This window comes from Corallococcus exercitus (assembly GCF_042231735.1).
GTDB classification, from domain to species: domain Bacteria; phylum Myxococcota; class Myxococcia; order Myxococcales; family Myxococcaceae; genus Corallococcus; species Corallococcus exercitus_B.
On the sequence record NZ_CP102577.1, the window covers coordinates 5,131,118 to 5,156,111 of the forward strand.

Below are 24,994 nucleotides of genomic sequence, written 5' to 3' on the forward strand. Positions count from 1 at the left end.
TCCCCGTCCCGCCCGCGTCTATACTGCCGCGCGCATGTCCACCCTGCCCGCCCCCGCGCTTGAAGCCTCCGGAGCCCCGGCGTCCCTGCGCTTCCAGGGGCTGTGGCTCTTCTCGCCCCGGGCGGACCTGAGCATCCTGCTGCTGCCCACGCTGCTGCTCCTCGCCTCCGTCTGGCTCGCGAGCCTCACCGGCGAGGGCTCGCAGGGGTTCGCCCAGGTCATCGGCCGGTGGACGTCGCAGTACGTCTTCCTCAACGGCACGCACGTCATCCTCACCTTCCTGCTGGTGGGCACCCGGCGCGAATTGCTGCACACCACGCCCTCCCAGTCCCGGCTGCTCGTGGGCGGCTCGTCGGCGGTGTTCCTCCTCACCTTCGGGCTGCTCTGGTACGCGGACGCGCACGCCCCGCTCCTCGCGCTGCTCCTGGGCGCGGGCATCCACGTCCTGGCCGCGCACCACACGCTGTCGCAGGTGAAGGGCCTGTGGGCGCTGCACGGCTTGAAGGCCCGCGCCGCGGGCGCCCCGCCGCTGTCCGAGTCCGAGCGCACGCTCCAGCGCCACTTCGTGCCCGTCGCGCTGGCGCTGATGATGCTCCGCTCGCTGGCCCTGCCCGTCACCGACGCCCTGGGCTCGCGGCCGATGATCAACATCGGCCAGGCGGAGGGCGGCTCCCTGCCGCATGGCCTCACCTGGGTGCTGCTCGCCGTCTGGGGCGTCTTCGCGGCGAAGCTGGTGCTCGCGCTGCGCGGGCCTCCGGGCCAGCCCCCAGGCCAGAGTGGCCCCCGGCGCGTCTACGTCCTGGCGCACGTGGCGGTGGTGGCGGTGTACCTCGTGTGGCCGCTGTGGGGCGCCATCCTGAGCGCGGGCATCCACGGCCTGGAGTACTTCTTCCTCACCGGCCGGATGCTCCAGCCCACGCCCTCGGAAGCCACGGCTCGCCTGCGCGGCCCGCGCGTGTGGGCGGCGATGCTGGCCCTGATGGCCCCCATCATCCTGGTGGGCGTGGCCAACAGCCCCTTCGTCACGCTGGTGGACGGGGCGACGCAGGGCGCGGCCACCGCGTTCCTGCTGAAGCAGCAGCCGCTGTGGTCGCTGGGCGTCCTCGCCACCAACGGCGTGGTGCTGGCGCACTACTTCGCGGACGCGTTCCTCTACCGCTTCCGCATCCCCCGCGTGCGCGAGGTGACGCTCCCCCGCCTGGGCCTGGGCTGACACGAGGCCCGGCCGCCCGCCCTCCAAGCCCGCGTGAGCCGCGCCTTTCCCTGGAGCGCCCGGGAGGGTAAGCACCAGGGCGTGAAGAACCCGGCCGTCGAGAACCTCCCGCCCGCGTCCGCCACCGACCCGGCCCTGCCCCCCGACGTCTCCGTGGAGGACGTGCGCCGCGCCACGGCGCTGCTCGGCACGCTCGCCGAGCACCGCGCGCTCCTGCACCACCTCCCCCAGGAGGACCACCACGCGCTGATGGCCGCCGCGGGCCGGCTCATCCACCCGGACAAGGCCACGAAGTCGCGGATGGTCAACGCGCTCCGCAAGGAGAAGAAGGACGTGCTGCGCGCCAACGACCGCGCCGTGCGCTCCAGCACGGAGATCCGCGTGCTGCGCAAGGCGCCGGTGCTGACGCTGCCCGTGCTGCCCGCGCCGCCGCCGGAAGCGACGCCGGAGCGCCTGCTCGAAGTGCCGCGCAAGTGCTACGTGTGCAAGGTGGAGTTCCGCAAGGTCCACTTCTTCTACGACGCCATGTGCATCCCGTGCGGGGACCTCAACTACGCCCGGCGCACGCAGCGCGCGGACCTGAATGGCCAGGTGGCGCTCATCACCGGCGCGCGGGTGAAGATTGGCTTCCAGGCGTCGCTGATGCTGCTGCGCTCGGGCGCCACGGTCATCGCCACCACGCGCTTCCCCCAGGACGCGGTGCACCGCTACGCGCGCGAGCCGGACTTCGCGGACTGGGCCCACCGGCTCCAGGTGCACGGCCTGGACCTGCGGCACGCGCCCAGCGTGGAGCTGTTCGCGCGCCACATTGAACAGACGCATGAGCGGCTGGACATCCTCATCAACAACGCGGCGCAGACCGTGCGCCGGCCGCCGGGCTTCTACCAGCACCTGCTGGACGGCGAGCTGCGCGACGTGAGCACGCTGTCCCCCCAGCTGCGCCCGCTGCTCGCGGGCCACGAGGCCTGCGTCGCCGCGCTCCGGCCCGTGCTGGGTTCGGGCGACACGGGCCACACGTCGCTGCCCGCCGCCACCTGGCGCAGCAGCGACCCCGCGCTGGGCATCCACTCCTCCGCGGCGCTATCGCTGCTGCCCTACGCCATGGAGCAGGAGGGCGACACGCGCGCCCTCTTCCCGCAGGGAAGGCTGGACGCGGACCTCCAGCAGGTGGACCTCCGGGCCACGAACTCCTGGCGCCTCAAGCTGTCGGAGGTGCGCACCGCGGAGATGCTGGAGGTGCACCTGGTGAACGCGGTGGCGCCCTTCATCCTGTGCGGGAAGCTCAAGCCGCTGATGCTCAAGGACCGCTCGCGGCCGGGCCACATCGTCAACGTGTCCGCGATGGAGGGCAGCTTCTCCCGCTGGACGAAGACGGACCGGCACCCGCACACCAACATGGCCAAGGCCGCGCTGAACATGATGACGCTGACGTCCGCGCCGGACTACGCGCGCGACAACATCTTCATGAACGCGGCGGACACCGGCTGGGTGACGGACGAGGACCCCGCCCGCTTCGCCGACCGCAAGACGCTGGAGCTGGACTTCCAGCCCCCGCTGGACATCGTGGACGGGGCCGCGCGCGTGGTGGACCCCATCATGACCGCAGTGAACACCGGCGAATGCGTCTGGGGCAACTTCTTCAAGGACTACCGCCCCACGGACTGGTGACGCGCGGCCCTCAGCGCAGCGCGCCCCAGTTGTAGGTCGCGTTGCTCCCGCCGGTCAGCACGCGCCAGTACGTGCTGTAATACCCATACGTGTCCTTGATGGCCTTGTAGCCGCTGGACACGTTCCAGTCGTTGGGGCTCGTCGTGCCCAGGTTGTAGACGAGCGAGTCACCCCAGATGGAGTAGATGGCCCACGGGCGCGCGTCCAACTCGGACACCGTGCCGTAGCGGCTGTCGCCCCAGCGCACCGGCAGCTTGTCCGTCTCCGCCACCATGCGCGGTTTGTTGTAGCCCGCGAGCCCCGTGTAGAACTGCGCCGGGAAGTAGGGATTGCCGTGGTAGATGTCCACGGCCACCACGTCCACGCGGTCGTTGCCCGGGTAGTAGTTCCACGGGTCGCCGCCGTAGGTGCCGTCCCACTCGTACGGCGACCAGACGAAGACGAGGTTCTTCAAGCCGCGCGTCTTGACCAGGTAGTCATGCGCGATGTTCCAGAGCTGCTTGTACTGGGCCGGGTCCTGGTTCGCCCACCAGAACGGCGACGCGCTCCCCTTCTTGTTCATCTCGTGGAAGGGACGGAACAGCACCGGCACGCCCTGCTGCTGGAGGTACGCGAGCTTGTCCGCCGCGAAGGACAAGTCCCTCAGCAGCGCCTGGTACTCCGCCGTGTTCGCCTGCCAGTTGATGACCCGGCCGAACCAGTTGTAGTCCATCCAGGACTGCCGGAAGTTGTTCGGCCAGCTCTTCACCGGCGCGCCCGGATAGGACATGTGGAAGCTGAACCCCACGATGCCCTCGCCATAGATGAAGCGGTCGCGCGCGAAGCCCACCGCGTAGTCCACGTACGCTTCCGCGTAGGTGTTGCGGTTGTTGCCCGGCCCGAAGTCGAACTCCACGAAGCCCGGGCGGCGGCCGGAGAGGTCCCCCACCTTCACCCAGTACTCACCCGCGTAGGCCTCCTTCTGGGCCTCGCAGTGCTGCCCCAGGATGGTCTGCTTCGTCCCACCGTTGCGGCTGTGGTTCTCCAGGTCCGTCAGCAGGTTGTAGACCTTCTGCGCCTGCGCCGTGGGGCCCGGCGTGCTCAGCGTCCGGGACACCTGCGCGCTGGCGGTGCCCGCGCCCAGGCACAGCACCAGCGCCGCCAGGAGGAAGGAGAGGGATGGCTTCGGGGGGACGTGCGTCACGTGGAGGTCCTCCAATGGCTGCCCGGGGAGCGGCCAGGGTGCCACCCCGCGAGCCGGAATTACACGGATTTCAGGCTAGGCGAATCTGTCCACCGGCGTGCGGGCGGGTTCGCAAGGGCCTGGATTCACTGCCAAAGGGCCGGGCCGGTGGTATCAAGCACGCCACCATGCCTGAAACGCCTTCGCCCCTGTTCAACGCGGTCCCCGTGGAGATGGACTTCCCGGCCGAGGAGCGCCGCATCCTGGCCTTCTGGAAGGAGCGCGGCATCTTCGAGAAATCGCTCAAGGCGAACGAAGGCAAGCCCTCCTTCGTCTTCTACGAAGGCCCGCCCACCGCGAACGGCCTGCCCCACAACGGCCACGTCCTCACGCGCGTCATCAAGGACCTGTTCCCGCGCTACCAGACCATGCGGGGCCACTACGTGCCGCGCAAGGCGGGCTGGGACACGCACGGCCTGCCGGTGGAGGTGGAGGTGGAGAAGGAGCTCCGCATCCACGGCAAGGCGGAGATTGAGAAGTACGGCGTGGAGCCCTTCACGGAGCGCTGCATCGAGTCCGTGTTCCGCTACACCTCCGAGTGGGAGCGGCTGACCCAGCGCATCGGCTTCTGGGTGGACCTCAACGAGGCCTACGTCACCTACCACCGGGGCTTCGTGCAGAGCGTGTGGTGGGCGCTCTCCGAGCTCTACAAGAAGGGCCTGCTGTACCAGGGCCACAAGGTGGTGTGGTGGTGGCCGCGCGGCGGCACCGCGCTGTCCGCCGCGGAGGTGGGCCTGGGCTACAAGACGGTGGACGACCCCAGCGTCTACGTGGCCTTCCCGCTGCGCGATGCTCCGGACACGTCGCTGCTCATCTGGACGACGACGCCCTGGACGCTGCCGTCCAACATGTACGCGGCGGTGAACCCGTCCGTGGACTACGTCACGGTGGACGCGGGCGACCGCAAGCTCATCCTCGCGGCCGCGCTGCGCGAGGAGCTGGCCAAGAAGCTGAAGAAGGACCTGCCCGTGCTGGCCACGCAGAAGGGCAGCGACCTCGTGGGCAAGCGCTACACGCCGCCCTTCGACACGTACTTCGCGAAGGAGGCGGACGCCACGCTGCCCCTGAAGGACGGCGGCCAGGACACGGTGGGCTGGCGCGTGATTCCGGCGGACTTCGTCACGCTGGACAGCGGCACGGGCATCGTCCACACGGCCCCCGCCTTTGGCGAGGACGACTACCGGGCCTACCGCAAGGACGCCACGCGCTTCCAGGACCCGGAAGCGCTGGGCATGCGCTGCGCGGTGAAGCCGGACGGCACGTTCTCCGAAGAGGTGCCCCTGGTCGCCGGCCGCTTCGTGAAGGACGCGGACAAGGACCTGCAGCGCAACCTGAAGGAGCGCGGGCTGCTCATCCACACGGAGCAGTACCGCCACGAGTACCCCTTCTGCTGGCGCGCGGATGAAGACCCCCTCATCCAGTACGCCCGCCCCGCCTGGTACATCCGCACCACCTCCGTCATCGAGCAGGCCAAGGCGAACAACCAGCAGGTCAACTGGGTGCCGGAGAACATCAAGGACGGCCGCTTCGGCGACTTCCTCGCCAACAACGTGGACTGGGCCCTGTCGCGCGAGCGCTACTGGGGCACGCCGCTGCCCCTGTGGATCCACTCGGAAACGGGTGAGACGGAGGCCGTGGCCTCCATCGCGGAGCTGCGCCAGAAGCCGGGCAACAACGTGGCCGCGGTCGAAGCGGAGCTGAAGGCGTTCCTCGCCGGCAAGCCGCACGAGTCCAACGCGGAGCACCTCTTGGTCCACAAGCCGTGGATCGACAAGGTCACGTACGAGAAGGCCGGCGCCAGCGGGAAGTTCCAGCGCGTCCCCGAAGTGGTGGACGTGTGGTTCGACTCCGGCTGCATGCCCTTCGCGCAGTGGGGCTTCCCGCACGCGCAGGGCTCGCAGGAGATCTTCAACCGGGCCTTTCCGGCGGACTTCATCTCCGAGGCCATCGACCAGACGCGCGGCTGGTTCTACTCGCTGCTGATGGTCAGCACGCTGCTCTTCGACGAGGAGACGCAGAAGCGCATGGGCCTGAGCCCCAAGCGCGAGTGGCCCATGCCGTACAAGAGCTGCATCGTGCTGGGCCACGTCTCCGACAAGGAGGGCAAGAAGGAGTCCAAGTCCAAGGGCAACTACACCCCGCCGGAGATCATCCTGGACGAGGTGCGCATGGACTTCGCGGTGCTCACCGCCACGGAGGCCGGCGTCCCGGCGGAAGCCGGCGTGGCGCTCATCGCGCGCGAGGACCTGGAGGGCCTGGACACGCAGGAGGGCGCGAAGGTGCAGCTCTTCCGCCCGGACCGGCCGGACGCGCCCGTCACCGTGACGGTGAAGGTGCACAAGAAGCTCAAGCGCCGCGTGGTGCTGCTGGCGCCGCAGGAGCTGCAGCAGCTGGACGTGAAGCCCTCCGCGCGCGGCGCGGACGTGATGCCGGTGGAGGTGCCCCGGCTGGCGCCCACGGAGCGCGTGGTGCTCAAGGACCCCGCCACCAAGGCGCCGGGCGCGGACGCGTTCCGGTGGTTCTTCTACGCGGCCAGCCCCACCTGGTCCAACACGCGCCACTCGCTGGCGAACGTGCGGCTGTTGCAGAAGGACTTCCAGGTCAAGCTGCGCAACGTCTACTCGTTCTTCACCATCTACGCGAACATCGACGGGTTCCACCCGGCGAAGGGCAACGCGGGCTCCACGGAGGCCCCGTGGCTGGCCATCCGCAAGAGCCAGGGCTGGCGCGAGGTGAAGGCCCGGCCGGTGCTGGACCGGTGGATCCTCTCCGAGGTGCAGCTCACCCTGCGCGACGTGGCCAGGGCGCTGGACACGTACCAGGTCTACGACGCGGCCCAGCGGATGGTGGCGCTGGTGGACGCGCTGTCCAACTGGTACCTGCGCCGCAGCCGCGAGCGCTTCTGGGCGCCGGGCTTCGAGCAGGACAAGCAGGACGCGTACTTCACGCTCTACGAGGCGCTGACGACCATCACCGCGCTGTCCGCGCCCTTCATCCCGTTCTTCGCGGACGAGATGTGGGGCAACCTGGTGGGCAAGCCGTGGGGCGCGTCGCAGCCGGAGAGCGTGCACCTGGCGCGCTTCCCGGACGTGGACGCGAGCCTCATCGACGAGGGGCTGGCCGCGGAGATGGGCGCGGTGCGCGAGCTGGTGTCGCTGGGCCTCAAGGTCCGCACGGACAACCGGCTCAAGGTGCGCCAGCCGCTGTCGCGCGCGGACGTCATCCTGTCGCGCCGCGAGCTGACGGAGCGCGTGGCGGTGTACCAGGCGCTCATCTCCGACGAGCTGAACGTGCACACCGTGAAGCTGGTGGAGCCGGGCAGCCCGGAGGCGGACGTGGTGCGCTACCGCGTGCGCCCCAACCTGCGCGCCATGGGGAGCCGGCTGGGCCCCAAGCTCGCGCCGGTGCGCAAGGCGTTCGACTCCGGTGATGGCCGCGCGCTGCACCAGGAACTGCTCCAGACGGGCAAGGTGGCCCTGAACGTGGGCGGCGAGGACATGGTCTTCCCCGCCGAGGAGCTGGAGACGCTGGTGGAGGCGCAGCCGGGCTACGCCGCCGCGGGCGGGAACGTGGGCGTGGTCGTGATGCACACGCAGCTCACCGAGGCCCTGGTGGACGAAGGCCTGGTGCGCGAGCTGCTGGCGCGCGTGCAGGGCAGCCGCAAGGACATGAACCTGGGCTACACCGACCGCATCCGCCTGTGGGTGGACGGCGATGACCGCGTGAAGCGCGTCGTCGACGCGGCCCGCGAGGAGATTGCCCGCGAGACGCTGGCCGCCGAAATCCACGTGGGCCCCCAGGGCCTCACCGGCACCGAGGAAGAGGCCAGCCTCAACGGCCTGCCCGCGAAGCTCCGCGTCGAGCGCGCCTGAGCCCCGGACCTCCGGAGCACAGGGAAGGACAGCTCCGGGGAGTCACCTCCCCGGGGCTTTGAATGCAGACATCCGGTGTGGAGCCGGGAGGACCGGGAGGGCGTGGGCGCCTCCCGGGTGACTCCCGGCTTGCCGCGTCAGGGGGCGCGTGTTACGCGATGGGCGCCCCTCTGACTTCGCAAATCATTCTCAACATGCCCATCCAGAATCGAAGCCGTCCGCGCCGCCTCGTCCCGGGGGTGCTGCTTGGCGCCTCGTTCGCCGTCCTCGCCTCCCCTGCCCTGGCGCAGGAGCCCGCGGCGCCCCAGGAGTCCCCGGCTCCGGAGTCCCCCGCGCCCGCGCAGCCTGCCGCTCCCGCGCAGGACCCGAGGGATGACGAGCTCTACGTCCTGCCGACGGTGACGGTGGACAGCGAGCGCGCCCGGGGCCCGGTGAAGGGCTACACCGCGCGCCGCAGCGCCAGCGGCACGAAGACGGACGCGGCGCTGCTCGACACGCCGCAGTCGGTGTCCGTGGTGGGCCGGGCGCAGATGGACGCGCAGCAGGCGCAGTCCGTGACGGAGGCCACGCGCTACACGCCGGGCGTGCGCTCGGACACGTTCGGCGCGGATCCGCGCAACGACTGGTTCCTGATTCGCGGCTTCACGTCGCAGGAGGGCGGCTACTTCCTGGACGGGCTCCAGCTCTACTCCAGCAGCTTCGCCACCTGGCGCCTGGAGACCTTCGGCCTGGAGCGCGTGGAGGCCGTACGCGGCCCCTCCTCCGTGCTGTACGGCGGCACGTCTCCGGGCGGACTGCTCAACATGACGGGCAAGCGCCCGCCCGTGGAGAGCCCCGTGCGGCACGTGGAGGTGGGTGGCAACACGTTCGCCAACGGCTACGTGGGCGTGGACCTGGGCGGCGCCATCGACTCGGGGAACCACTGGCGCTACCGGGTGACGGCGCTGGCGCGCGGCGGCGGCACGCAGGTGGAGGACACGGACAACAACCGGCTGTTCATCGCGCCGGCCCTCACCTGGGCGCCGTCGGAGCGCACGTCGCTGACGCTGCACGGCAGCTTCCTGGCGGACCGCACGCAGGGACAGAACTTCCTGCCCTACGTGGGCACCGTGGTGGACGCACCCTATGGCCGCATCCCCACGGACCTCTTCACCAGCGACAAGAGCCTGGACCACTTCCAGCGCAACCAGTCCTGGGCGGGCTACGAGTTCTCCCACCGCTTCAACGACACCTTCACGCTGCGGCAGAACCTGCGCTTCGCGCACCTGGACCTGGACTTCCAGACGCTCTACGGCGTGGGCTACGCGGGCGAGCCGGCGGACGCGCAGCTCTCCCGAGGCAACTTCGTCACCCGGCCGCGCGCGAACCTCTTCACGGTGGACACCCAGGGCGAGGCGCGCTTCAGCACCGGCCCCGTGCGCCACACGGTGCTGGCGGGCGTGGACTTCAAGAACTACCGCCTGGACGACGAGCAGGGCTACGAGGCAGGAGCGCCGCTGGACCTGCTGAACCCCGTGCGCGGCGACTACTCGCCCACGGAGTCGCGCTACACGCTGAACCGCTCCACGCAGGACCAGCTGGGCGTCTACCTCCAGGACCAGCTGCGCTTCGCGGACCGGCTGAGCCTGACGCTGAGCGGGCGCCATGACTGGGTGGGCATGGACGTGGACAACGAGCTTGCGCCCACGTCCAGCTACGACGGCAGCGAGAGCGCCTTCAGTGGCCGTGCGGGCCTGCTCTACCGGTTCGACTTCGGCCTCGCGCCGTACGTCAGCTTCTCGAAGTCGTTCAACCCGGTGGCCGGGACGAAGTCGGACGGCTCGGTGTTCGAGCCGGAGAAGGGCCAGCAGGTGGAGGCGGGTGTGAAGTACCAGCCGGACGCGCTCCCGGTGCTGGTGGGCCTGTCGCTGTTCGAGCTGAAGCGCCAGAACTTCGTGACGACGGATGGTGCCTTCAACCAGCTGCAGATTGGCGAGGTCCGCTCGCGCGGCTTCGAGGTGGAGGCCAACGCCACGCTGATTCACGGGCTGAGCCTGATTGGCTCCGCGTCGCTGTACTCGCTGGAGATCACGGAAGGCGCGGACCTGGAGCTGGGCAAGCGTCCGGTGGGAGTGCCGGAGGTGCTGGCGTCGCTGTGGCTGGACTACACGTTCCAGGACGGTGCGCTGCGAGGCTTCGGAGCGGCAGCGGGAGTGCGCGGCGTGGGCAGTTCCTACGCGGACCGGGAGAACACGCTGGAGGTCCCGGGCTTCACGCTGGTGGACGCGAGCGTGCACTACGAGCGCGGCCCGTGGCGCGCGGCCATCAACGCCTCCAACCTGGGGGACAAGACCTACGTGTCCTCATGCAGCTCCGCGGCGGCCTGCTTCTACGGCGAGCGCCGCCGCGCGTCCGCCACCGTCGGCTACACCTGGTAGCCGTCACACGGAGTTGAAGGGCCCTTCCGGAGCATCACCACTGGAAGGGCCAGTCACACGCTGTCTCATGGATGGGGCCCTCGCCTGGCACGTCTCCGCCAGGAAGGGCCCCATGTCGTTCCCGGATGCCGCGCCCCGGGCCGCGCAGGCCCACGGTCACGTGCCGACGGCGGCTCCTTCCGGCACATCAAGCCCCGGACACGAAGCCCGCCCCCTTGGATGAGAAGGTGAGAATCCCGCGAGGACTCCCCGTCGGCGGCGCACCGCACGAACCTGTCCGACTGTCCGACAGGTTTGGGAACCCGGTGCCGCCCGGAGAGCCGCCCGGCGGCCCGTTCAGCACGAACCTGTCCGACTGTCGGACAGGTTTGGGTGACCGCATCCCCCGGGGCGGCTGAGTGCATCCGCCACATCCGAACCGCGGAAACCTGTCCGACTGTCCGACAGGTTTGGAGGTCCGCAGCTGGGACTCCTCCCACTCCATCCGCGCCACGGAAACCTGTCCGACTGTCGGACCAGTTGGGAGGACCGCTGCCCGGAGTGCTCCCGCCACATCCGGGCTGCGAACCTGTCCGACTGTCGGACCAGTTGAGCAGGCCGTGGTCAGGACGGGCTCCGCAGCAGCCGGGCCAGTAAAACCTGTCCGACTGTCGGACAGGTTTGGAGGACCGCGTCGGCCAGGAGGGGTACAGCATGGGGCCGAGGCCCGGCGCGTCTCGCGCGCATGTCAGCCCCCACGGTTACGCTTTGACGAAGGGCCCTTCGGAGGCTGCGCCACTGCGTACGGGCTCCGCTGTCTTCCGCCTGCGCAGTCCCCATGCGAGCCCACCGCAGCCCAGCGCCATCGCAGCCAGGAACGCCTCCGCCACGAACACCGGAGGCAGCCCCCGCGACAGCGCCGTGAACAGGTTCACGTCCTGTGTCACGACGTCGCCTGCTACCACCGCGCCGAACAGCACCGCGGCCACCGCGCACAGCACGCTGCCCACGCGCCGTGATGAACCGCTCGGCACGAGCGCGATGACGACCGCGAGCGCCCACGCTCCCAGGAACAGGCCGAACTCCCAGTCCCCACGCCGCGCCAGCGTCCACGGCAACAGGCGGTTCGCGGCGCAGTACACCGCCGTGCCGAACGCGAGCCCGGCGGACACGCCCACCGTCAGCCGCTCCAGCACGCGGTTGCCCCGGCGCGTCCGCAGCGGGTCCCGGCGCTCCAACCAGATGAGGTTGCCCGTGATGATCACCGCGCACATCGCCAACCCCAGCAGCGCGTAGAGCGGCTTCATCAGCGCCTCCGCGAACCGGCCTGCGTGCAGGTCGAAGAGGAGCCGCTCGAAGCTGAAGTTCGGCGTGCGGGACTCCACGCTCGTCCCGAACGTCTCCCCCTTCACCGTGTCCACGTGCGCGAAGTGGTCCGGCCCCAGCGGAGCCAGCTGGAAGTACACGCCCGCCCAGCCGTTCGCATCGCCGTAGTCGTGGAGCTCCACGTACCGGGGCGTTCCCTCCGCGCCCGGCACCGACGCTCGAGCGCCGTCCACCACCGCATCCAGCGACAGCATCGGCGCGTCCTTCCCCGACGCCGCCCGCACCGGCACGCTGTAGCCGCGCAGCTGCGTCACCCGGTCCGCCTGCCCCCGGTACACCGCGCTCCCGAAGCCCTGCGCGGCCAGCCCCGCCAGACACAGCACCGCCCCCGTCCACGCCAGCATCGCGGTGAATGGCAATCCAAAGACGCCCAGCACCTTGTGCGCGTCCGACGCGGAGAAGCGCGGCTTCACCGTGGGCCGGAAGCGCCACCACTGCGCCCGCAGGTCCTTCAGGTGGATCCACAGACCACTGACCAGCGCCACCAGCAGCGCCACCGATACCAGGCCGGAGAACTCCATCCCCCATGGCACCCGGTAGAAGAAGTGCATCCAGTACAGCTCGCTGGCCAGGCGGCTGCGCTCCGGCAGCGCGGTGCCGGTGAGCGGATCCAGCCACACCACGCGCATGCCGGTGGGCTCGAAGAGGTACGCGGTGATGAAGCGCGTCTCCTCGTGCGTGAGCAGCCCCACGTGCGCGCCGCGCGGCAGCGCCCCCTGCTCCTTCACCCGCGCGAGCATCGCGTCGAACGACGGCGGCGACTCCGAGGGCGGCGCGACGTGGAGCGCGGGCTCCTGCCACACCTCCAGCTCCTCGCGGAACATCGCGAAGACGCCGCAGAAGAAGATGACGAACAGGAACAGGCTGGCGACGACGCCCGCCCACGCATGCAGGTCGAACTGGATGCGGAACGTCCGGGGCGACAGCTTCATCGCGGGCCTCGCAGGACCAGCGCGACCGCGACAGGCACCACCACCGCCAGGCACACGCTCCACGCCACCCGGCCATCCCTCGCCAGCGGCAGCGCGCACGCGAGCCCCACCCACACCGGCAGCACCACGTGGAAGCCCAACGCGAAGGCCCATGGCCCCGACACCGGCAGGAAGGCCATCACCGCCGCGCCCACCGCGAACGCGACCAGCGGCGCACCCACCACCACCGCCAGCGTCCGCGCGACGGAGTGGTTCGCCGCCTTGTCCCCTCGCCCCGCGCTCATCGCCCCACGCCCATCAGCACCACCGGCACCAGTCCCGCCACGCCACTCCCCCACGCGAAGGCCCGCGCACGCGAAGGCCGGGGAGCGAGCACCAGCACCAACACCGAGGCCGCCGTCATCGCCAGCACCAGCAATACCAGCAGCCCCGCCACCGCCCCAAAGCCGGCCACGCAGCACCCCAGCGACGCGAGCCCCGGCACCAGCGCGGCCCACCGCGCGCGGCCACCACCGCCCAGCCACGACACCGCCGACACGCAGAAGCACAGCGCGGCCAGGCTCAGCATCGCGGCCACCACGGGGCCCCGTCTCTTGGTTCCATGTTGATAATGATTTGCACTTTCACGAATGCCCCCCAGGCCTGTCAAGGCAGGCGGAGGCCACCCGTGCTCCCGGTGCGAGCGTCAACGCACGGACACCGTGCGCGTCCCCGGCTTCCAGGAAACGTGGCGCTCCGGATGATGGCGGCATGAGCGAAGCCACGCCCCTGAAGGGAAGCTGTCACTGCGGCGCGACGCGGTTCGAGGTGACCGCGCCGCCCGGGGACCTCACCCGCTGCAACTGCACCTTCTGCTCCAAGCGCGGCGTGCTCTGGGCCTACTACCCGCCGGAGCAGGTGAAGTTCACGAGCCGCGAACAGGCGGGCGCGTACGACCGCAACGCGCCCGTCGTGCACCACCACTGCCAGAAGTGTGGCTGCGGCACATGGTCGGACATCCCCGTCTGGGAGAACAACGCGCCCGTGCCCGGCCAGTTCAAGGTGGGCCTCAACGCGCGCCTGTTCGACGACCTCGACCTGGACGCGGTGCCCGTGAAGTTCGTGGACGGCCGCAACCTCTGGTAGCCGTCAGAGGCGCGGGGCCGGCCCTCGGGCCTCCGGGAAGTCGGTGGACCGCGACAGGTCCTTCCACTTCTGGTCCTCCGCCTTGAGCGCGTCCAGCTTCTCCTGCGACAGCTCGAACGCGTCGCTGCCCAGCACCAGGTGCAGCGGCGGAGACGCCATCGCGGCCACCTGGAGCAGCACCTGCGCCGCGCGGTCCGGGTCTCCCGGCTCCTTGCCCGTGCGCGAGCGCATGTGCCGCGCGACCACGCCCACCGTGGGCGCGTACTCCGGCCGGAAGTCCGGGATGGTCATGGACGCCCCCGCCCAGTCCGTGCGGAAGCCGCCCGGCTCCAGCACCGTCACCTTCACGCCGAAGGGCGCCGTCTCCTTGGCCAGCACCTCGGAGAAGCCCCCCACCGCCCACTTCGCGGCCTGGTACGCGCCCAGCCCCGGCGTCGACAGGCGGCCTCCAATGGAGGACACCTGGATGACGTGCCCGGAGCGCTGCTCACGGAGCACGGGCAGCGCCGCGCGCGTCACGTTCATCACCCCGAACAGGTTGGTGTCCAGCTGCGCGCGGAAGTCCTCGTCCGTCACCTGCTCGATGGGCGCGAGGCTGCCGTAGCCCGCGTTGTTCACCACCACGTCCAGGCGGCCGAACGCCTCCACCGCCGCGCGCACCGCCGCCCTCGCCTGCTCCGGGTTCGTCACGTCCAGGGCCACCGCGCGGACCCGGTCCCCGTAGCGCTCCACCAGCGAGGACAGCTGCTCCGGCTTGCGCGCCGTGGCCACCAGCCGGTGCCCGGCCGCCAGCACGGCCTCCGCGAAGCTGCGTCCCAGGCCTCGGGAGGAGCCGGTGATGAGCCAGACACGGGACGATTCAGGGGAAGCACTCATGGCGGGAATCCCTTCAACCAACCAGTTGGTTACATGGATATAAAGGGCCTCCGGACCGGGTGCAACCCGGAGTGGGCTGGGGCATGGTGGGGCGGCATGGCTGGCGACGCGCAGAAGACCCGGCAGCGCTTGTTGGAGGCGGCCGCGGCGGAGTTCTCGGAGCGAGGCATCGCGGGCGCGCGCGTGGACCGCATCGCGGCGGCGGCCGGCTGCAACAAGGCGCTCATCTATTCGTACTTCGGCAGCAAGGAGCAGCTGTTCGACGCCGTGTTCGAAGCGCACGTGGCGGAGGTGGCGCGCGAGACGCCCATCGACGCGGCGGACCTGCCCGCCTACGCGGGGCGGCTGTTCGACGGCTTCCAGGCCCGGCCGCAGGTGCTGCGCCTGGCCACCTGGTACGAGTTGGAGCACGGCCCCACCGTGGACATCCCGGAGCCCGTCGCGCGCAACAACCAGCACAAGGCGGCCGCCATCGCGAAGGCGCAGAAGGAAGGGCTCGTCTCCAAGCACTTCGCGGCGGACGAGCTGCTGGCGCTGGTGCTGGCGCTGTCCAAGACGTGGGCCTTCCCGCTGTCCTACTGCGCCACCGCCACCGCCACCCCGCCCACGCCCGCGGAGATCCGCCGGCGGCGCCGCTCCGTCGTGGAGGCGGTCCGGCTCCTGGTCACGCCCGTCAGCTCCACGCCGTGAGGCCCGTCAGGGCGCGGACCCGAGCATGAACTTCCGCCTTCCCTCGAACGCCGGCTACGACCCCCTGGAGGGCGTCATCCCCCAAGTGGTCCCGGCCCCCGTCAGTTCGCGGTGAACGTCGTGTCGTTGCGGTACAGCAGCGTCTGGGACCAGTCCGCCGTGTAGACGAGCGTGTCCACGCGGTAGGTGCCCGCGCCCAGCGACGTGGGGATGGTGAACGCGGACGTGTAGCTTCGCGTCTGGCCCGCCGTGAAGGCCTGGTTCGTGTACTGCGCGGACGTCACCAGCGCCGAGTTGGCCGCGTTGCGGATCTCATACTTCATCACCAGCGTGCGCGCCGTGGAGGACGTCACGGTGCCCGTCACGTTGAAGGACTGGCCGCGCGTCACCGTCGCAGGGCTCACCGTGGCCTTCGTGGTGGACAGCTGCGCGGGCTGCGGGTTCAGGCCCGCGTAGAAGTTCTTGAACGCCGCCGCGGCGTTGGGGAACTCGGTGACGAAGGTGTTGCCGCCGTTGGCGTCCGCGCTGGACAGCTGGTGGTGGCCGTCCGGCGCCTGGATGTCGAAGTACGAGTGGTAGCCCACGTTGTTCGCCGGGTTGAAGATGAACGCCAGCATCTGCTGCACGTAGTACGTGTCATCCCCGCCGCCGTGGGTGGCCGCGTCGTTGACGCCCCACTCGGGCACGGACAGCCGCTTGTTGTGGGACTGGGCGAAGCTCTTGAACTTCGTCAGCGCCGGAGCGAACTGCGCGTTCCACACCGACTGCCACCGCGTGAGCGCGCACGAGCCCGTGCAGCCCGCCGGAATGGGATAGGCGCCGTTCCAGCCCTGGTCGTACATGTCCAGGCCGATGTAGTCGACGTACGCGTCGCCCGGGTACGTGGCGCTCAGGTCCGCGGCGGAGATGTCGTAGTTCGGGTTCCAGTCGAACTCGAAGCCCGCGTTCGGCTGCTGCGTGCGCATGGCCGTCACGATGCGGCGGAAGCACGCGGCGAAGTTCGCCTGCTGGCCGTTGCCGGAGTACCAGGGCATCCAATTGCCGCTGAACTCCCAGCCCAGGCGGATGATGGTGCCCTGGAGCTCATAGGCCACCAGGTTGGTCGCCAGGTTCTTGAAGCGCTGGTCGTACGCACCCGCCGCGCACGACGCGAGCGTGCCCTGCCCCGAGGGGAACATCGCCACCGAGTAGTTGAAGCGCCGCCCTGGCTTCGCCTTCACCCAGGTGCGCCACGCGCCCAGCTGCCAGCCCGGGTTCTCGATGTTGCCCCAGGAGTCCTTCGCCTGGTGCCCCTGGCCCATCTTCACGTCGAAGCCCAGCCAGGTGGAGTACGCGTTCACCGCGTTCGGCTGCGAGTACACCTCGCCCCGGTACACCCCCGTCAGCGGATCCGCCGAAGCAGTCAGCCCGGCACACAGCGTGGACACCACGGAGACAGAGACGAACCAGCGCTTGAGGCGCGAATGCATGGGGAAGACTCCTGGAGGGGGGAAAGAAGCTCTTTCTGACTCTCCAGGATTTACAGCTTACGTGTCAACGAGGGTCAGGTCGGCTTCACTCCCGGTGGGAGCCCGGCGATAGGCGCCGGGGCCCACGCCCCAGCGGCGCTTGAAGGCCTTGCTGAAGGCGGGCGCGCTCTCATAGCCGGCGCGCTCGGCGATGGTGTCCAGGCTGTCGGTGGATTCCCGCAGCCAGCGCGCGGCGCGGATCATCCGCCAGTTTGCCAGGTAGTGCAGGGGCGTCTCGCCCACCAGCGCGTGGAAGCGCGCGGCGAACCCGGAGCGTGACACGCCCACGGCCTGCGCCAGCCGCTCGACCGTCCAGGGCGTGCCGGGCTGTTCGTGCATCAGCGAGAGCGCGTTCCCGATGGCCGGGTCCGCCAGCGCCTTCCACCCCGCCTGCCGCGCTCCCGCCAGCGCCGTCTGGGCCCGCAGCGCATGGACGAGCAGCACGTCCGCCAGCCGGCCCAGCACCAGCGCGCTTCCCGGCCCCGGCATGGCGGTCTCCGCGGTGATGAGCTGCACGGTGGCGGCGAGCGACGGCGTCCCCTGCCCCTCCTGCGTGGACAGGCGGATGATGGAGGGGAAGGCCCGCAGCAGCGGATGCGCGGGGTCCACGCCGAACTGGAAGCAGCCGGTGACCAGCGTGGTGAGCGGCCCCGTCCCACCCAGCCGCGTGGTGGGCGGGCGGAGCTGCTGCGACGGAACGAAGTCGCTCGCGGCGGGGGCGCGGCGGCCGCCGTCATCCAGCACGTGCGCGGGCGCGCGGGGCAGCAGCACCACGTCTCCGGCGGACAGGAACACCGGCTTCGCGGTGCCCTCCACCTGGAGGCGCAGGCTTCCGCGCGCCACCACGTAGAAGGACGCGTTGGCCTTGCGGGGCATGCGCACCGCCCAGGGGGCGCCCAGCTCGAAGCGGCCGAAGAGCAGCGTCTTGAACCGCAGCGTCTCCAGCACGTCGGAGACCACGTCGGTCTTTTCGTCCGGGGGCATTGGACGCAAAGACAGTTCTTTTGGACGCAGTGACATGGAGCGTCCATAACGGACGCCCTATTCCTGGTCCATCACCTCTTCGCTGGAGGCCGCACGTGGACCGCACTTCTCCTGACCTGACCCGGCTGATGGACGCGCACCTCGCGCTCATCGCCACGGACGTCGAGCGCTGGCTCGCCCTGTTCGCGGACGACGCCGTCGTCGAGTTCCCCTACGCCCCCTCGCTCGGCACGCCGTCCCGGCTGGAGGGCATTGGCGCCATCCGCGCCTACTTCGCGCCCGTCACGAAGCACTTCCAGGGGCTCACCTTCACGAACGTCCAGCGCTACCCCGGCGCGGATCCGACGACGGGCTGGATGGAGGTGCATGGCACCGCGACGCTCCAGCCCGGGGACCTCCCCTACGAACAGGACTACGTGATGCGGCTCCAGGTGCGCGACGGCCGCATCGTGCACTACCGCGAATACTGGAACCCGCTGGCCGCGCCCCGGGGCACCTTCGAGCGCTTCGGCAAGGTGCGGTCATGACGCGCGTCCTCGTCATCGGAGCGGCCGGCAACACGGGACGTCCCATCGCGGCAGGGCTCACCGCGGAGGGCTTCACGGTGCGCACCGCCACACGCGACGCGCGGCCGCCCGTCGCCGCCGCCGAGCACGTGCGATTCGACTGGACGGACCCGTCCACGCATGGGGCCGCGCTGGAAGGCGTGGACCGGATGTACGTCCTCGCGCCCGGGCTGGTGGAGGACCCGTCCGCCGTCATGATTCCCGTCCTCGAGCGCGCGCTGTCCGGCGGCGTGCGGCGGGTGGTCCTGCTCTCCGCGTCCGCCGTTCCGGAAGGAGGCCCGGGGCTGGGGCAGGTGCACGCCTTCCTGCGCAAGCATGCGCCGGAGTGGAGCGTGCTCCAGCCCTCGTGGTTCATGCAGAACTTCATCAGCCCCGTCCACCATCACCACGCCGGACTCCAGCGCGACGGCACGCTGGTGACGGCCACCGGCCAGGGACGCGTGGGCTTCGTGGACGCGGAGGACATCGCGGCGGTGGGCGTCCGGGCGCTCGCGGATGACGTGTCCCATGACACCGCGCACGTCATCACCGGGCCCCAGTCGCTGAGCTACGACGACGTCGCGGCCATCCTGTCCCGGGTATCGGGCCGCCCCATCCGGCACGTGCAAGCGACGCCGGAGGAGGCCCAGCGGCACCTCCAGGCCTCTGGCATGCCGGAGATCTACGCACGGTTTCTCACGATGCTCGACGTGCGCATCCGCGACGGAGCCGAGGACCGCGTGACGGACACCGTGCTCCGGGTCACCGGGCGGGCGCCGCGCGACTTCGAATCATTCGCTCGCGCCCACCTGGGCATCCGGCGTTGAGTCCGTGTCCGTGCGCAGTGCCTCCATGCCCACGACGCTGATGACGATGCCGGCCGTGAACACCAGGAGGGCACCGACGATCATCATGGGCAGCTTCATCCAGAAGGGCGTGCGGTCCCACGGGCGTCCCGTCAGGAGGCCCGTGAGCCCCGCGATGACATAGGCGGCGCCCAGGAAGTACGTGGGCGCCACCAGGAGCTGGGCCCATCCGCCGCCGCCCACGTCCAGCCAGACCAGTCCCTCGATGATGACGGCTCCCAGCAGCACCAGCCCCGCGCCCTTCGCCAGGGTCCACAGCGCACGGCGCCGCACGGCTCCAGGCGTGAGCGGCTCGCCGGTGCTGCCCGTCTCGGCGGACAGCCGTTGCACCCCGTCCAGCAGGAGCTGCGCTTCGAGGCCAGGCTTGCTCGGCGGAGGCTTCGTCTCGGGGCGCATGTCCCACGAATCTACCGGCCTCCGCCGCCGCACGCCTTCCTGGCACGTGCCCACCCCAGCCCTCGCTGCCCTCCCGCGACGCCAGCAGGGCCATGACACGCCGCGTCCGCCCGGGACGACACCGGGTGGACGCATGCACGCAGGCCCCACCAGCCTTCCATTGCCCCGGGGCCGGCAATGCGCCTATGGGAGGGGCATGGCTGACGTGCCTCTTACCGCAGCGGACTTCCCGCCCCCTTCCGTCGAGGAGTGGCGCCGGCTGGTGGACAAGGACCTCAAGGGCAAGCCCTTCACGGTGCTCCAGTCGCCCCTGGAGGGCGGCCTGTCCCTCCAGCCCCTCTACACGCCCCAGGACGCCCCGGCGCCCACCGAACCGCCCGGCGTCGCGCCCTATGTGCGTGGCACCCAGCCCCTGGGTCACACCGAGGGTGGCTGGCTGCTGTGCCAGGAGTACGCGGGCCCCGACGTGGCCGCGACCGCCGAGGCGCTGCGCGACGACCTGGAGCGCGGCACGCAGGGCGCCTGGCTGCTGCTGGACGCGCCCCACGGCCTGGACGTGAAGGACGAGGCCACGCTGGCGCGGCTGCTCGCGCACGTGCCCCTGGACCGCACGCCGGTGCACCTGGAGCCCACGGCGGACGTGCTCCGTCCCGCCTCCCTGCTGCTGGAGGTGCTGGCGAAGAAGGCCGGCGCCGCGAAGCAGTCCCTGCGCGGCAGCCTGGGCATCGACCCCATCGCGGCCATCGCGCGCCACGGCGCCTCGAAGGTGGACGTGGCCCGGACGCTGGCGGAGGCCGCGCCCATCATCACGTCGCTGCTCAAGGACGCCCCGGGCCTGCGCGCGCTGCTGGTGTCGTCGCGCCCCTGGGCGGACGCGGGCGCCACGTCCGTGCACGAGCTGGCGTGGAGCATCGCCACCGGCGTGGAGTACCTGCGCGAGCTGGAGCGCGCGGGCGTGTCCCCGGGTGAGGCCGCGCGGTCCATGCAGTTCGCCCTGTCCGTGGGCGGGCAGTTCTTCCCCGAGATCGCCAAGCTGCGCGCGGCGCGGCTGCTCTGGTCCAAGGTCGTCGCCGCTTCGGGCGGTGCGCCGGAGTCGCAGGCCATGGCGCTGCACGCTCGCACCGCCAGCGCCACCAAGACGCGGCGCGACCCGTGGGTGAACATCCTGCGAGGCACCGCGGAGTCCTTCGCCGCCGTCGTCGCGGGCGCGGACAGCGTGAGCACGTCTCCCTTCGACGAGCCCCTGGGCACGCCGGACGAGCTGGGCCGGCGCCTCGCGCGCAACACGCAGCTCATCCTGCGCGACGAGTCCAGCCTCAACCGCGTCGCGGACCCCGCGGGCGGCAGCTACTACCTGGAGCAGCTCACCGGCGAGTTCGCCCGCGCGGCCTGGACGGAGCTCCAGCGCATCGAAGCGCTGGGCGGCCTCTCCCGCGCCATCGCGCAGGGCGACGTGGCCCGCGTCCTCATGGAGACGCGCGCCGCGCGCGACAAGGCCGTGCGCACGCGCAAGCTCCCCATCGTGGGCGTCAGCGAGTTCCCCCACCTCCACGAGGCCCCCGTGCAGCGCGAGGCCCGCGCCGCCGCGCCCACGCGGGCCGAGGGCGCCGTCACGCCGCCGCAGCCTGTCCGCGTGGCGGAGGCCTTCGAGTCCCTGCGCGACGCGAGCGACCGCTACCACGCGGCGCACGGCGTCCGCCCCCGCGCCTTCATGGCGAACCTGGGCACCGTGGCCGAGCACACCGCGCGCTCCACGTGGATTTCCAACGTGCTCGCGGTGGGCGGCATTGAAGCCGACGAGCACCACGGCTTCGCGGACGCGAACGCCGCCGCGGAGCTGTTCGCGAAGGCGGGGACGACGCTCGCCGTCCTCTCCGGCCCGGATGCCCTCTACCCGGAGGCCGTGCCCGCCTATGTCGCGGCCCTCAAGGCGAAGGGCGCCCGCACGGTCGCCGTCGCGGGCCGCCCCGGTGAACACGAGGCCGCCTTCCGCGCGGCCGGCGTGGACCTCTTCCTCTACGCGGGAGCGGACCTGTTCCAGCTCCTGAAGACGCTGCACACGCAACTGGGAGTGGCCTGATGCGCCCCACCGTTCCGGACTTCTCCCGCGTCGCCTTCGACGCCCCTGAAACCCAGACGCCCGCGCCAGTCGTCGAAAAGCAGCGCGCGCTCGCGAGCGAGGCCACGCGCTCCGCTGAACGCTGGGACACGCCCGAGGGCATCCCGGTGAAGCCGCTCTACACGCGCGAGGACCTGGAGGGCGTGGCGCACCTGGGCTCGCTGCCGGGCCTGCCGCCCTTCGTGCGCGGCCCCTACTCCACCATGTACGTGCAGCAGCCGTGGACGGTGCGCCAGTACGCGGGCTTCTCCACGGCGGAAGCGTCCAACGCCTTCTACCGCCGCAACCTCGCGGCCGGGCAGAAGGGCCTGTCCATCGCGTTCGACCTGGCCACGCACCGCGGCTACGACAGCGACCACCCGCGCGTCGCGGGCGACGTGGGCATGGCGGGCGTCGCCATCGACTCCATCAAGGACATGCGCATCCTGTTCGACCGCATCCCGCTCGACCAGATGAGCGTGTCGATGACGATGAACGGCGCCGTCCTCCCCGTGCTCGCGCTCTACGTCGTCGCGGCCGAGGAACAGGGCGTGAAGCCCGAGCAGCTCAGCGGGACCATCCAGAACGACATCCTCAAGGAGTTCATGGTCCGCAACACGTACATCTATCCGCCCGGTCCCTCCATGCGGATCATCGGGGACATCTTCAAGTTCACGGCGGAGCGGATGCCGCGCTTCAACAGCATCAGCATCAGCGGCTACCACATGCAGGAGGCCGGCGCGACGCAGGACCTGGAGCTGGGCTACACGCTCGCGGACGGCGTGGAGTACGTGCGCGCGGGCCTCGCCGCCGGCCTGGGCGTGGACGCGTTCGCCCCGCGCCTGTCGTTCTTCTGGGCCATCGGGATGAACTTCTTCATGGAGGTGGCCAAGATGCGCGCGGCCCGCCTCCTCTGGGCCCGCCTCATCAAGGGCTTCAACCCCAAGAGCGACAAGAGCCTGGCGCTGCGCACCCACTGCCAGACGTCCGGCTGGAGCCTCACCGCGCAGGACGTCTACAACAACGTCGTGCGCACCTGCGTGGAGGCCATGGCCGCGACGCAGGGCCACACGCAGAGCCTGCACACCAACTCGCTGGATGAAGCCATCGCGCTGCCCACCGACTTCAGCGCGCGCATCGCCCGCAACACCCAGCTCTACCTCCAGCTGGAGAGCGGCACCACGCGCGTCATCGACCCGTGGGGCGGCAGCTACTACGTGGAGCGCCTCACGCACGAGCTGGCGCAGAAGGCCTGGGGCCACATCCAGGAGGTGGAGGCGCTGGGCGGCATGACCAAGGCCATTGAAGCGGGCCTGCCCAAGCTGCGCATCGAGGAGGCCGCCGCGCGCACGCAGGCGCGCATCGACTCCGGACGCCAGGCCATCATCGGCGTGAACAAGTACCCGCCGGAGCGCGCGGACAACATCGAGATCCTCAAGGTGGACAACTCCGCCGTGCGCGAGGCGCAGATTGCCCGCCTGCGCGAGCTGCGCGCGGAGCGCAACGCGGAAGAGGTCCGCCGCCGCCTGGACGCGCTCACCGAAGCCGGCCGGCGCAACGAGGGCAACCTGCTGGCGCTGGCCATCGACGCGGCGCGGGCGAAGGCCACCGTGGGCGAAATCAGCGACGCCCTGGAGAAGGTCTTCGGGCGCTACGAGGCCACGGTGCGCGGGGTGACGGGCGTGTACTCAGCGGAAGCGGGACAGGCGCAGGGCATCGCGGAGGCGCGGGCGAAGGCGGATGACTTCCTGGCGCGCTTCGGCCGCCGGCCACGCATCCTCATCGCGAAGATGGGCCAGGACGGCCACGACCGCGGGCAGAAGGTCATCGCCACGGCGTTCGCGGACCTGGGCTTCGACGTGGACATTGGCCCGCTGTTCCAGACGCCGGAGGAGTCCGCGCGCCAGGCGGTGGAGAACGACGTGCACGTGGTGGGCGCGTCGTCGCTGGCCGCGGGCCACCTCACGCTGGTGCCGCAGCTCAAGCACGCCCTCAAGGCCCTGGGCCGCGAGGACATCATGGTCGTGGTGGGCGGCGTCATCCCGCCCCAGGACTACGACGCGCTTCGCGCCGCCGGCGCCTCCGCCATCTTCGGCCCGGGCACCGTCATCGCGAAGGCCGCCATCGAGCTGCTCGACAAGCTGGCCGCCGAGCAGGAGGCGGCATGAAGCTGCTGCCCGCGGACACCTACGTGGACGGCGTGCGCGCGGGCGACAGGGCGGTGCTCGCGCGCGCCATCACGCTGGTGGAGAGCGAGCACCCGAAGCACGCCGGGCTCGCGCAGGAGGTGCTGACGAAGCTGCTGCCCCACACCGGCAGGAGCCGCCGCGTGGGCATCAGCGGCGTGCCCGGCGTGGGCAAGAGCACCTTCATCGACGCGCTGGGCATGCACCTGGTGGGAGGCGGCCACAAGGTGGCGGTGCTCGCCATTGACCCGTCCAGCAGCGTCACGGGCGGCAGCATCCTGGGCGACAAGACGCGCATGTACCGGCTGGCGCGTGAGACGTCCGCGTACATCCGTCCCAGCCCCTCCAGCGGCACGCTGGGCGGCGTCGCTCGCAAGACGCGGGAGACGCTGCTGCTCTGCGAGGCCGCGGGCTTCGACGTGGTGCTGGTGGAGACGGTGGGCGTGGGCCAGTCCGAGACGGTGGTCGCGGACCTGGTGGACTTCTACCTGGTGCTGATGCTCGCGGGCGCCGGGGACGAATTGCAGGGCATCAAGCGCGGCATCCTCGAAGTCGCGGACATGGTGGCCATCAACAAGGCGGACGGCGACAACCTGCCGCGCGCCACGCGGGCCCGCGCGGAGTACCGCGCCGCCCTGCACCTGATGCGCCCCGGCGCGGAGCCGGTGGTCACCACGTGCAGCGCCATGGAGGGCACCGGCATCGACACGCTGTGGGCCTCCGTGGTGGACGTCGTCGCGAAGCGCGAGGCCTCTGGAGAATTGCTGCACCGGCGCACCCAGCAGCAGGTGGGCTGGATGTGGGCCATGGTGCACGACGGCCTGCGAGCAGCCCTGCGGGCGCACCCCGAGGTGGCCGCCCTGGTGCCCGGATTGGAGCAGGCCGTACGCGAAGGGCGCGCGACGCCCACCTCCGCCGCACTGCGTGTGTTGGGGGCGTTCCTGCCCCAATCGCAGGCCTGACAGGCAGCGTCGTTCAAAGGGCAACGCCTGTCTCAATCGCTTGCCGGGCCAGCACCGCACTCCTAGTGT

At 70.8% G+C, this 24,994-nt stretch carries 19 protein-coding genes; 11 read left to right on the forward strand and 8 right to left on the reverse strand.

The window, feature by feature from the left end; all coding sequences use genetic code 11:
- Positions 1-34 precede the first annotated feature (34 nt).
- Positions 35-1,213 carry a hypothetical protein gene (locus tag NR792_RS19995; protein ID WP_375754253.1) on the forward strand — a complete coding sequence of 393 codons (1,179 nt, stop codon included), beginning with the start codon at positions 35-37 and terminating at the stop codon, positions 1,211-1,213.
- Between the two features lie 81 nt (positions 1,214-1,294).
- Positions 1,295-2,881, forward strand: a complete 1,587-nt coding sequence (locus NR792_RS20000; RefSeq protein WP_375754254.1) for an SDR family NAD(P)-dependent oxidoreductase — start codon at positions 1,295-1,297, stop codon at positions 2,879-2,881.
- A 10-nt stretch (positions 2,882-2,891) separates the two neighbouring features.
- Here the strand turns inward: NR792_RS20000 and NR792_RS20005 are convergent, their stop codons facing one another.
- Positions 2,892-4,064 carry a glycoside hydrolase family 26 protein gene (locus tag NR792_RS20005; RefSeq protein ID WP_375754255.1) on the reverse strand — a complete coding sequence of 391 codons (1,173 nt, stop codon included), beginning with the start codon at positions 4,062-4,064 and terminating at the stop codon, positions 2,892-2,894.
- 167 nt (positions 4,065-4,231) lie between these two features.
- On the opposite strand from NR792_RS20005, the gene ileS reads away from it, so the two are divergent.
- Both ileS and NR792_RS20015 read left to right on the forward strand, forming a co-directional pair.
- Entirely contained in the window at positions 4,232-7,975 is a 3,744-nt protein-coding gene (ileS, locus tag NR792_RS20010) for an isoleucine--tRNA ligase (RefSeq protein WP_375754256.1), read from the forward strand.
- A gap of 194 nt (positions 7,976-8,169) precedes the next feature.
- A complete protein-coding gene (locus NR792_RS20015; protein ID WP_375754257.1) occupies positions 8,170-10,392 on the forward strand; it encodes a TonB-dependent siderophore receptor in 2,223 nt (740 codons plus the stop codon).
- A 740-nt stretch (positions 10,393-11,132) separates the two neighbouring features.
- Here NR792_RS20015 and NR792_RS20020 read toward each other — a convergent pair.
- From NR792_RS20020 to NR792_RS20030, 3 genes are read right to left on the reverse strand one after another with little or no spacing between them, the layout of a single operon-like run.
- On the reverse strand, positions 11,133-12,689 hold the full coding sequence (locus NR792_RS20020; RefSeq protein WP_375754258.1) for a PepSY-associated TM helix domain-containing protein: 1,557 nt from the start codon (positions 12,687-12,689) through the stop codon (positions 11,133-11,135).
- Positions 12,686-12,973 carry a hypothetical protein gene (locus NR792_RS20025; protein ID WP_375754259.1) on the reverse strand — a complete coding sequence of 96 codons (288 nt, stop codon included), beginning with the start codon at positions 12,971-12,973 and terminating at the stop codon, positions 12,686-12,688. The genes NR792_RS20020 and NR792_RS20025 overlap by 4 nt, the downstream gene beginning before the upstream one ends.
- Positions 12,970-13,269 (reverse strand): hypothetical protein, encoded by a 300-nt coding sequence (locus NR792_RS20030; RefSeq protein ID WP_375754260.1) that lies wholly within the window; start codon positions 13,267-13,269, stop codon positions 12,970-12,972. Before NR792_RS20030 ends, NR792_RS20025 begins: the two co-directional genes overlap by 4 nt.
- Positions 13,270-13,439: 170 nt before the next feature.
- Between NR792_RS20030 and NR792_RS20035 the strand changes: the two genes are divergently transcribed.
- Positions 13,440-13,814: a GFA family protein gene (locus NR792_RS20035; protein ID WP_375754261.1), complete on the forward strand. Its 375-nt coding sequence runs from the start codon at positions 13,440-13,442 to the stop codon at positions 13,812-13,814.
- 3 nt (positions 13,815-13,817) lie between these two features.
- Here NR792_RS20035 and NR792_RS20040 read toward each other — a convergent pair whose 3' ends face one another.
- Positions 13,818-14,690 carry an oxidoreductase gene (locus NR792_RS20040; protein ID WP_375754262.1) on the reverse strand — a complete coding sequence of 291 codons (873 nt, stop codon included), beginning with the start codon at positions 14,688-14,690 and terminating at the stop codon, positions 13,818-13,820.
- A gap of 96 nt (positions 14,691-14,786) precedes the next feature.
- Between NR792_RS20040 and NR792_RS20045 the strand changes: the two genes are divergently transcribed.
- On the forward strand, positions 14,787-15,380 hold the full coding sequence (locus NR792_RS20045) for a TetR family transcriptional regulator (RefSeq protein ID WP_375754263.1): 594 nt from the start codon (positions 14,787-14,789) through the stop codon (positions 15,378-15,380).
- 101 nt (positions 15,381-15,481) lie between these two features.
- Here NR792_RS20045 and NR792_RS20050 read toward each other — a convergent pair whose 3' ends face one another.
- Positions 15,482-16,849, reverse strand: a complete 1,368-nt coding sequence (locus NR792_RS20050; RefSeq protein ID WP_375754264.1) for a glycoside hydrolase family 26 protein — start codon at positions 16,847-16,849, stop codon at positions 15,482-15,484.
- A 57-nt stretch (positions 16,850-16,906) separates the two neighbouring features.
- Entirely contained in the window at positions 16,907-17,872 is a 966-nt protein-coding gene (locus NR792_RS20055; protein WP_375754265.1) for a cupin domain-containing protein, read from the reverse strand.
- Positions 17,873-17,967: 95 nt separating this feature from the next.
- Between NR792_RS20055 and NR792_RS20060 the strand changes: the two genes are divergently transcribed.
- Complete coding sequence (locus tag NR792_RS20060) at positions 17,968-18,399, forward strand: nuclear transport factor 2 family protein (RefSeq protein ID WP_375754266.1); 432 nt, start codon at positions 17,968-17,970, stop codon at positions 18,397-18,399.
- Complete coding sequence (locus NR792_RS20065) at positions 18,396-19,244, forward strand: NmrA family NAD(P)-binding protein (RefSeq protein WP_375754267.1); 849 nt, start codon at positions 18,396-18,398, stop codon at positions 19,242-19,244. The genes NR792_RS20060 and NR792_RS20065 overlap by 4 nt, the downstream gene beginning before the upstream one ends.
- On the opposite strand, the gene NR792_RS20070 is transcribed toward NR792_RS20065, so the two are convergent.
- Positions 19,209-19,679, reverse strand: a complete 471-nt coding sequence (locus NR792_RS20070) for a hypothetical protein (RefSeq protein WP_375754268.1) — start codon at positions 19,677-19,679, stop codon at positions 19,209-19,211. The genes NR792_RS20065 and NR792_RS20070 overlap by 36 nt on opposite strands.
- A gap of 196 nt (positions 19,680-19,875) precedes the next feature.
- On the opposite strand from NR792_RS20070, the gene NR792_RS20075 reads away from it, so the two are divergent.
- From NR792_RS20075 to meaB, 3 genes are read left to right on the forward strand one after another with little or no spacing between them, the layout of a single operon-like run.
- Positions 19,876-21,759 (forward strand): methylmalonyl-CoA mutase family protein, encoded by a 1,884-nt coding sequence (locus NR792_RS20075; RefSeq protein ID WP_375754269.1) that lies wholly within the window; start codon positions 19,876-19,878, stop codon positions 21,757-21,759.
- On the forward strand, positions 21,759-23,945 hold the full coding sequence (scpA, locus tag NR792_RS20080) for a methylmalonyl-CoA mutase (protein WP_375754270.1): 2,187 nt from the start codon (positions 21,759-21,761) through the stop codon (positions 23,943-23,945). Before NR792_RS20075 ends, scpA begins: the two co-directional genes overlap by 1 nt.
- Entirely contained in the window at positions 23,942-24,925 is a 984-nt protein-coding gene (gene meaB / locus NR792_RS20085; RefSeq protein WP_375754271.1) for a methylmalonyl Co-A mutase-associated GTPase MeaB, read from the forward strand. Before scpA ends, meaB begins: the two co-directional genes overlap by 4 nt.
- The last annotated feature ends 69 nt before the right edge of the window (positions 24,926-24,994 follow it).

Excerpts from the sequence above, each read along its gene's own strand:
- ileS (WP_375754256.1), top strand. The coding sequence starts at position 4,232 with ATGCCTGAAACGCCTTCGCCCCTGTTCAACGCGGTCCCCGTGGAGATG.
- NR792_RS19995 (WP_375754253.1), top strand. The coding sequence starts at position 35 with ATGTCCACCCTGCCCGCCCCCGCGCTTGAAGCCTCCGGAGCCCCGGCG.
- NR792_RS20040 (WP_375754262.1), bottom strand. The coding sequence starts at position 14,690 with ATGAGTGCTTCCCCTGAATCGTCCCGTGTCTGGCTCATCACCGGCTCC.
- NR792_RS20045 (WP_375754263.1), top strand. The coding sequence starts at position 14,787 with ATGGCTGGCGACGCGCAGAAGACCCGGCAGCGCTTGTTGGAGGCGGCC.
- NR792_RS20065 (WP_375754267.1), top strand. The coding sequence starts at position 18,396 with ATGACGCGCGTCCTCGTCATCGGAGCGGCCGGCAACACGGGACGTCCC.
- NR792_RS20015 (WP_375754257.1), top strand. The coding sequence starts at position 8,170 with ATGCCCATCCAGAATCGAAGCCGTCCGCGCCGCCTCGTCCCGGGGGTG.
- NR792_RS20035 (WP_375754261.1), top strand. The coding sequence starts at position 13,440 with ATGAGCGAAGCCACGCCCCTGAAGGGAAGCTGTCACTGCGGCGCGACG.
- NR792_RS20050 (WP_375754264.1), bottom strand. The coding sequence starts at position 16,849 with ATGCATTCGCGCCTCAAGCGCTGGTTCGTCTCTGTCTCCGTGGTGTCC.
- scpA (WP_375754270.1), top strand. The coding sequence starts at position 21,759 with ATGCGCCCCACCGTTCCGGACTTCTCCCGCGTCGCCTTCGACGCCCCT.
- NR792_RS20025 (WP_375754259.1), bottom strand. The coding sequence starts at position 12,973 with ATGAGCGCGGGGCGAGGGGACAAGGCGGCGAACCACTCCGTCGCGCGG.
- NR792_RS20055 (WP_375754265.1), bottom strand. The coding sequence starts at position 17,872 with ATGCCCCCGGACGAAAAGACCGACGTGGTCTCCGACGTGCTGGAGACG.
- meaB (WP_375754271.1), top strand. The coding sequence starts at position 23,942 with ATGAAGCTGCTGCCCGCGGACACCTACGTGGACGGCGTGCGCGCGGGC.
- NR792_RS20070 (WP_375754268.1), bottom strand. The coding sequence starts at position 19,679 with ATGCGCCCCGAGACGAAGCCTCCGCCGAGCAAGCCTGGCCTCGAAGCG.
- NR792_RS20020 (WP_375754258.1), bottom strand. The coding sequence starts at position 12,689 with ATGAAGCTGTCGCCCCGGACGTTCCGCATCCAGTTCGACCTGCATGCG.
- NR792_RS20075 (WP_375754269.1), top strand. The coding sequence starts at position 19,876 with ATGGCTGACGTGCCTCTTACCGCAGCGGACTTCCCGCCCCCTTCCGTC.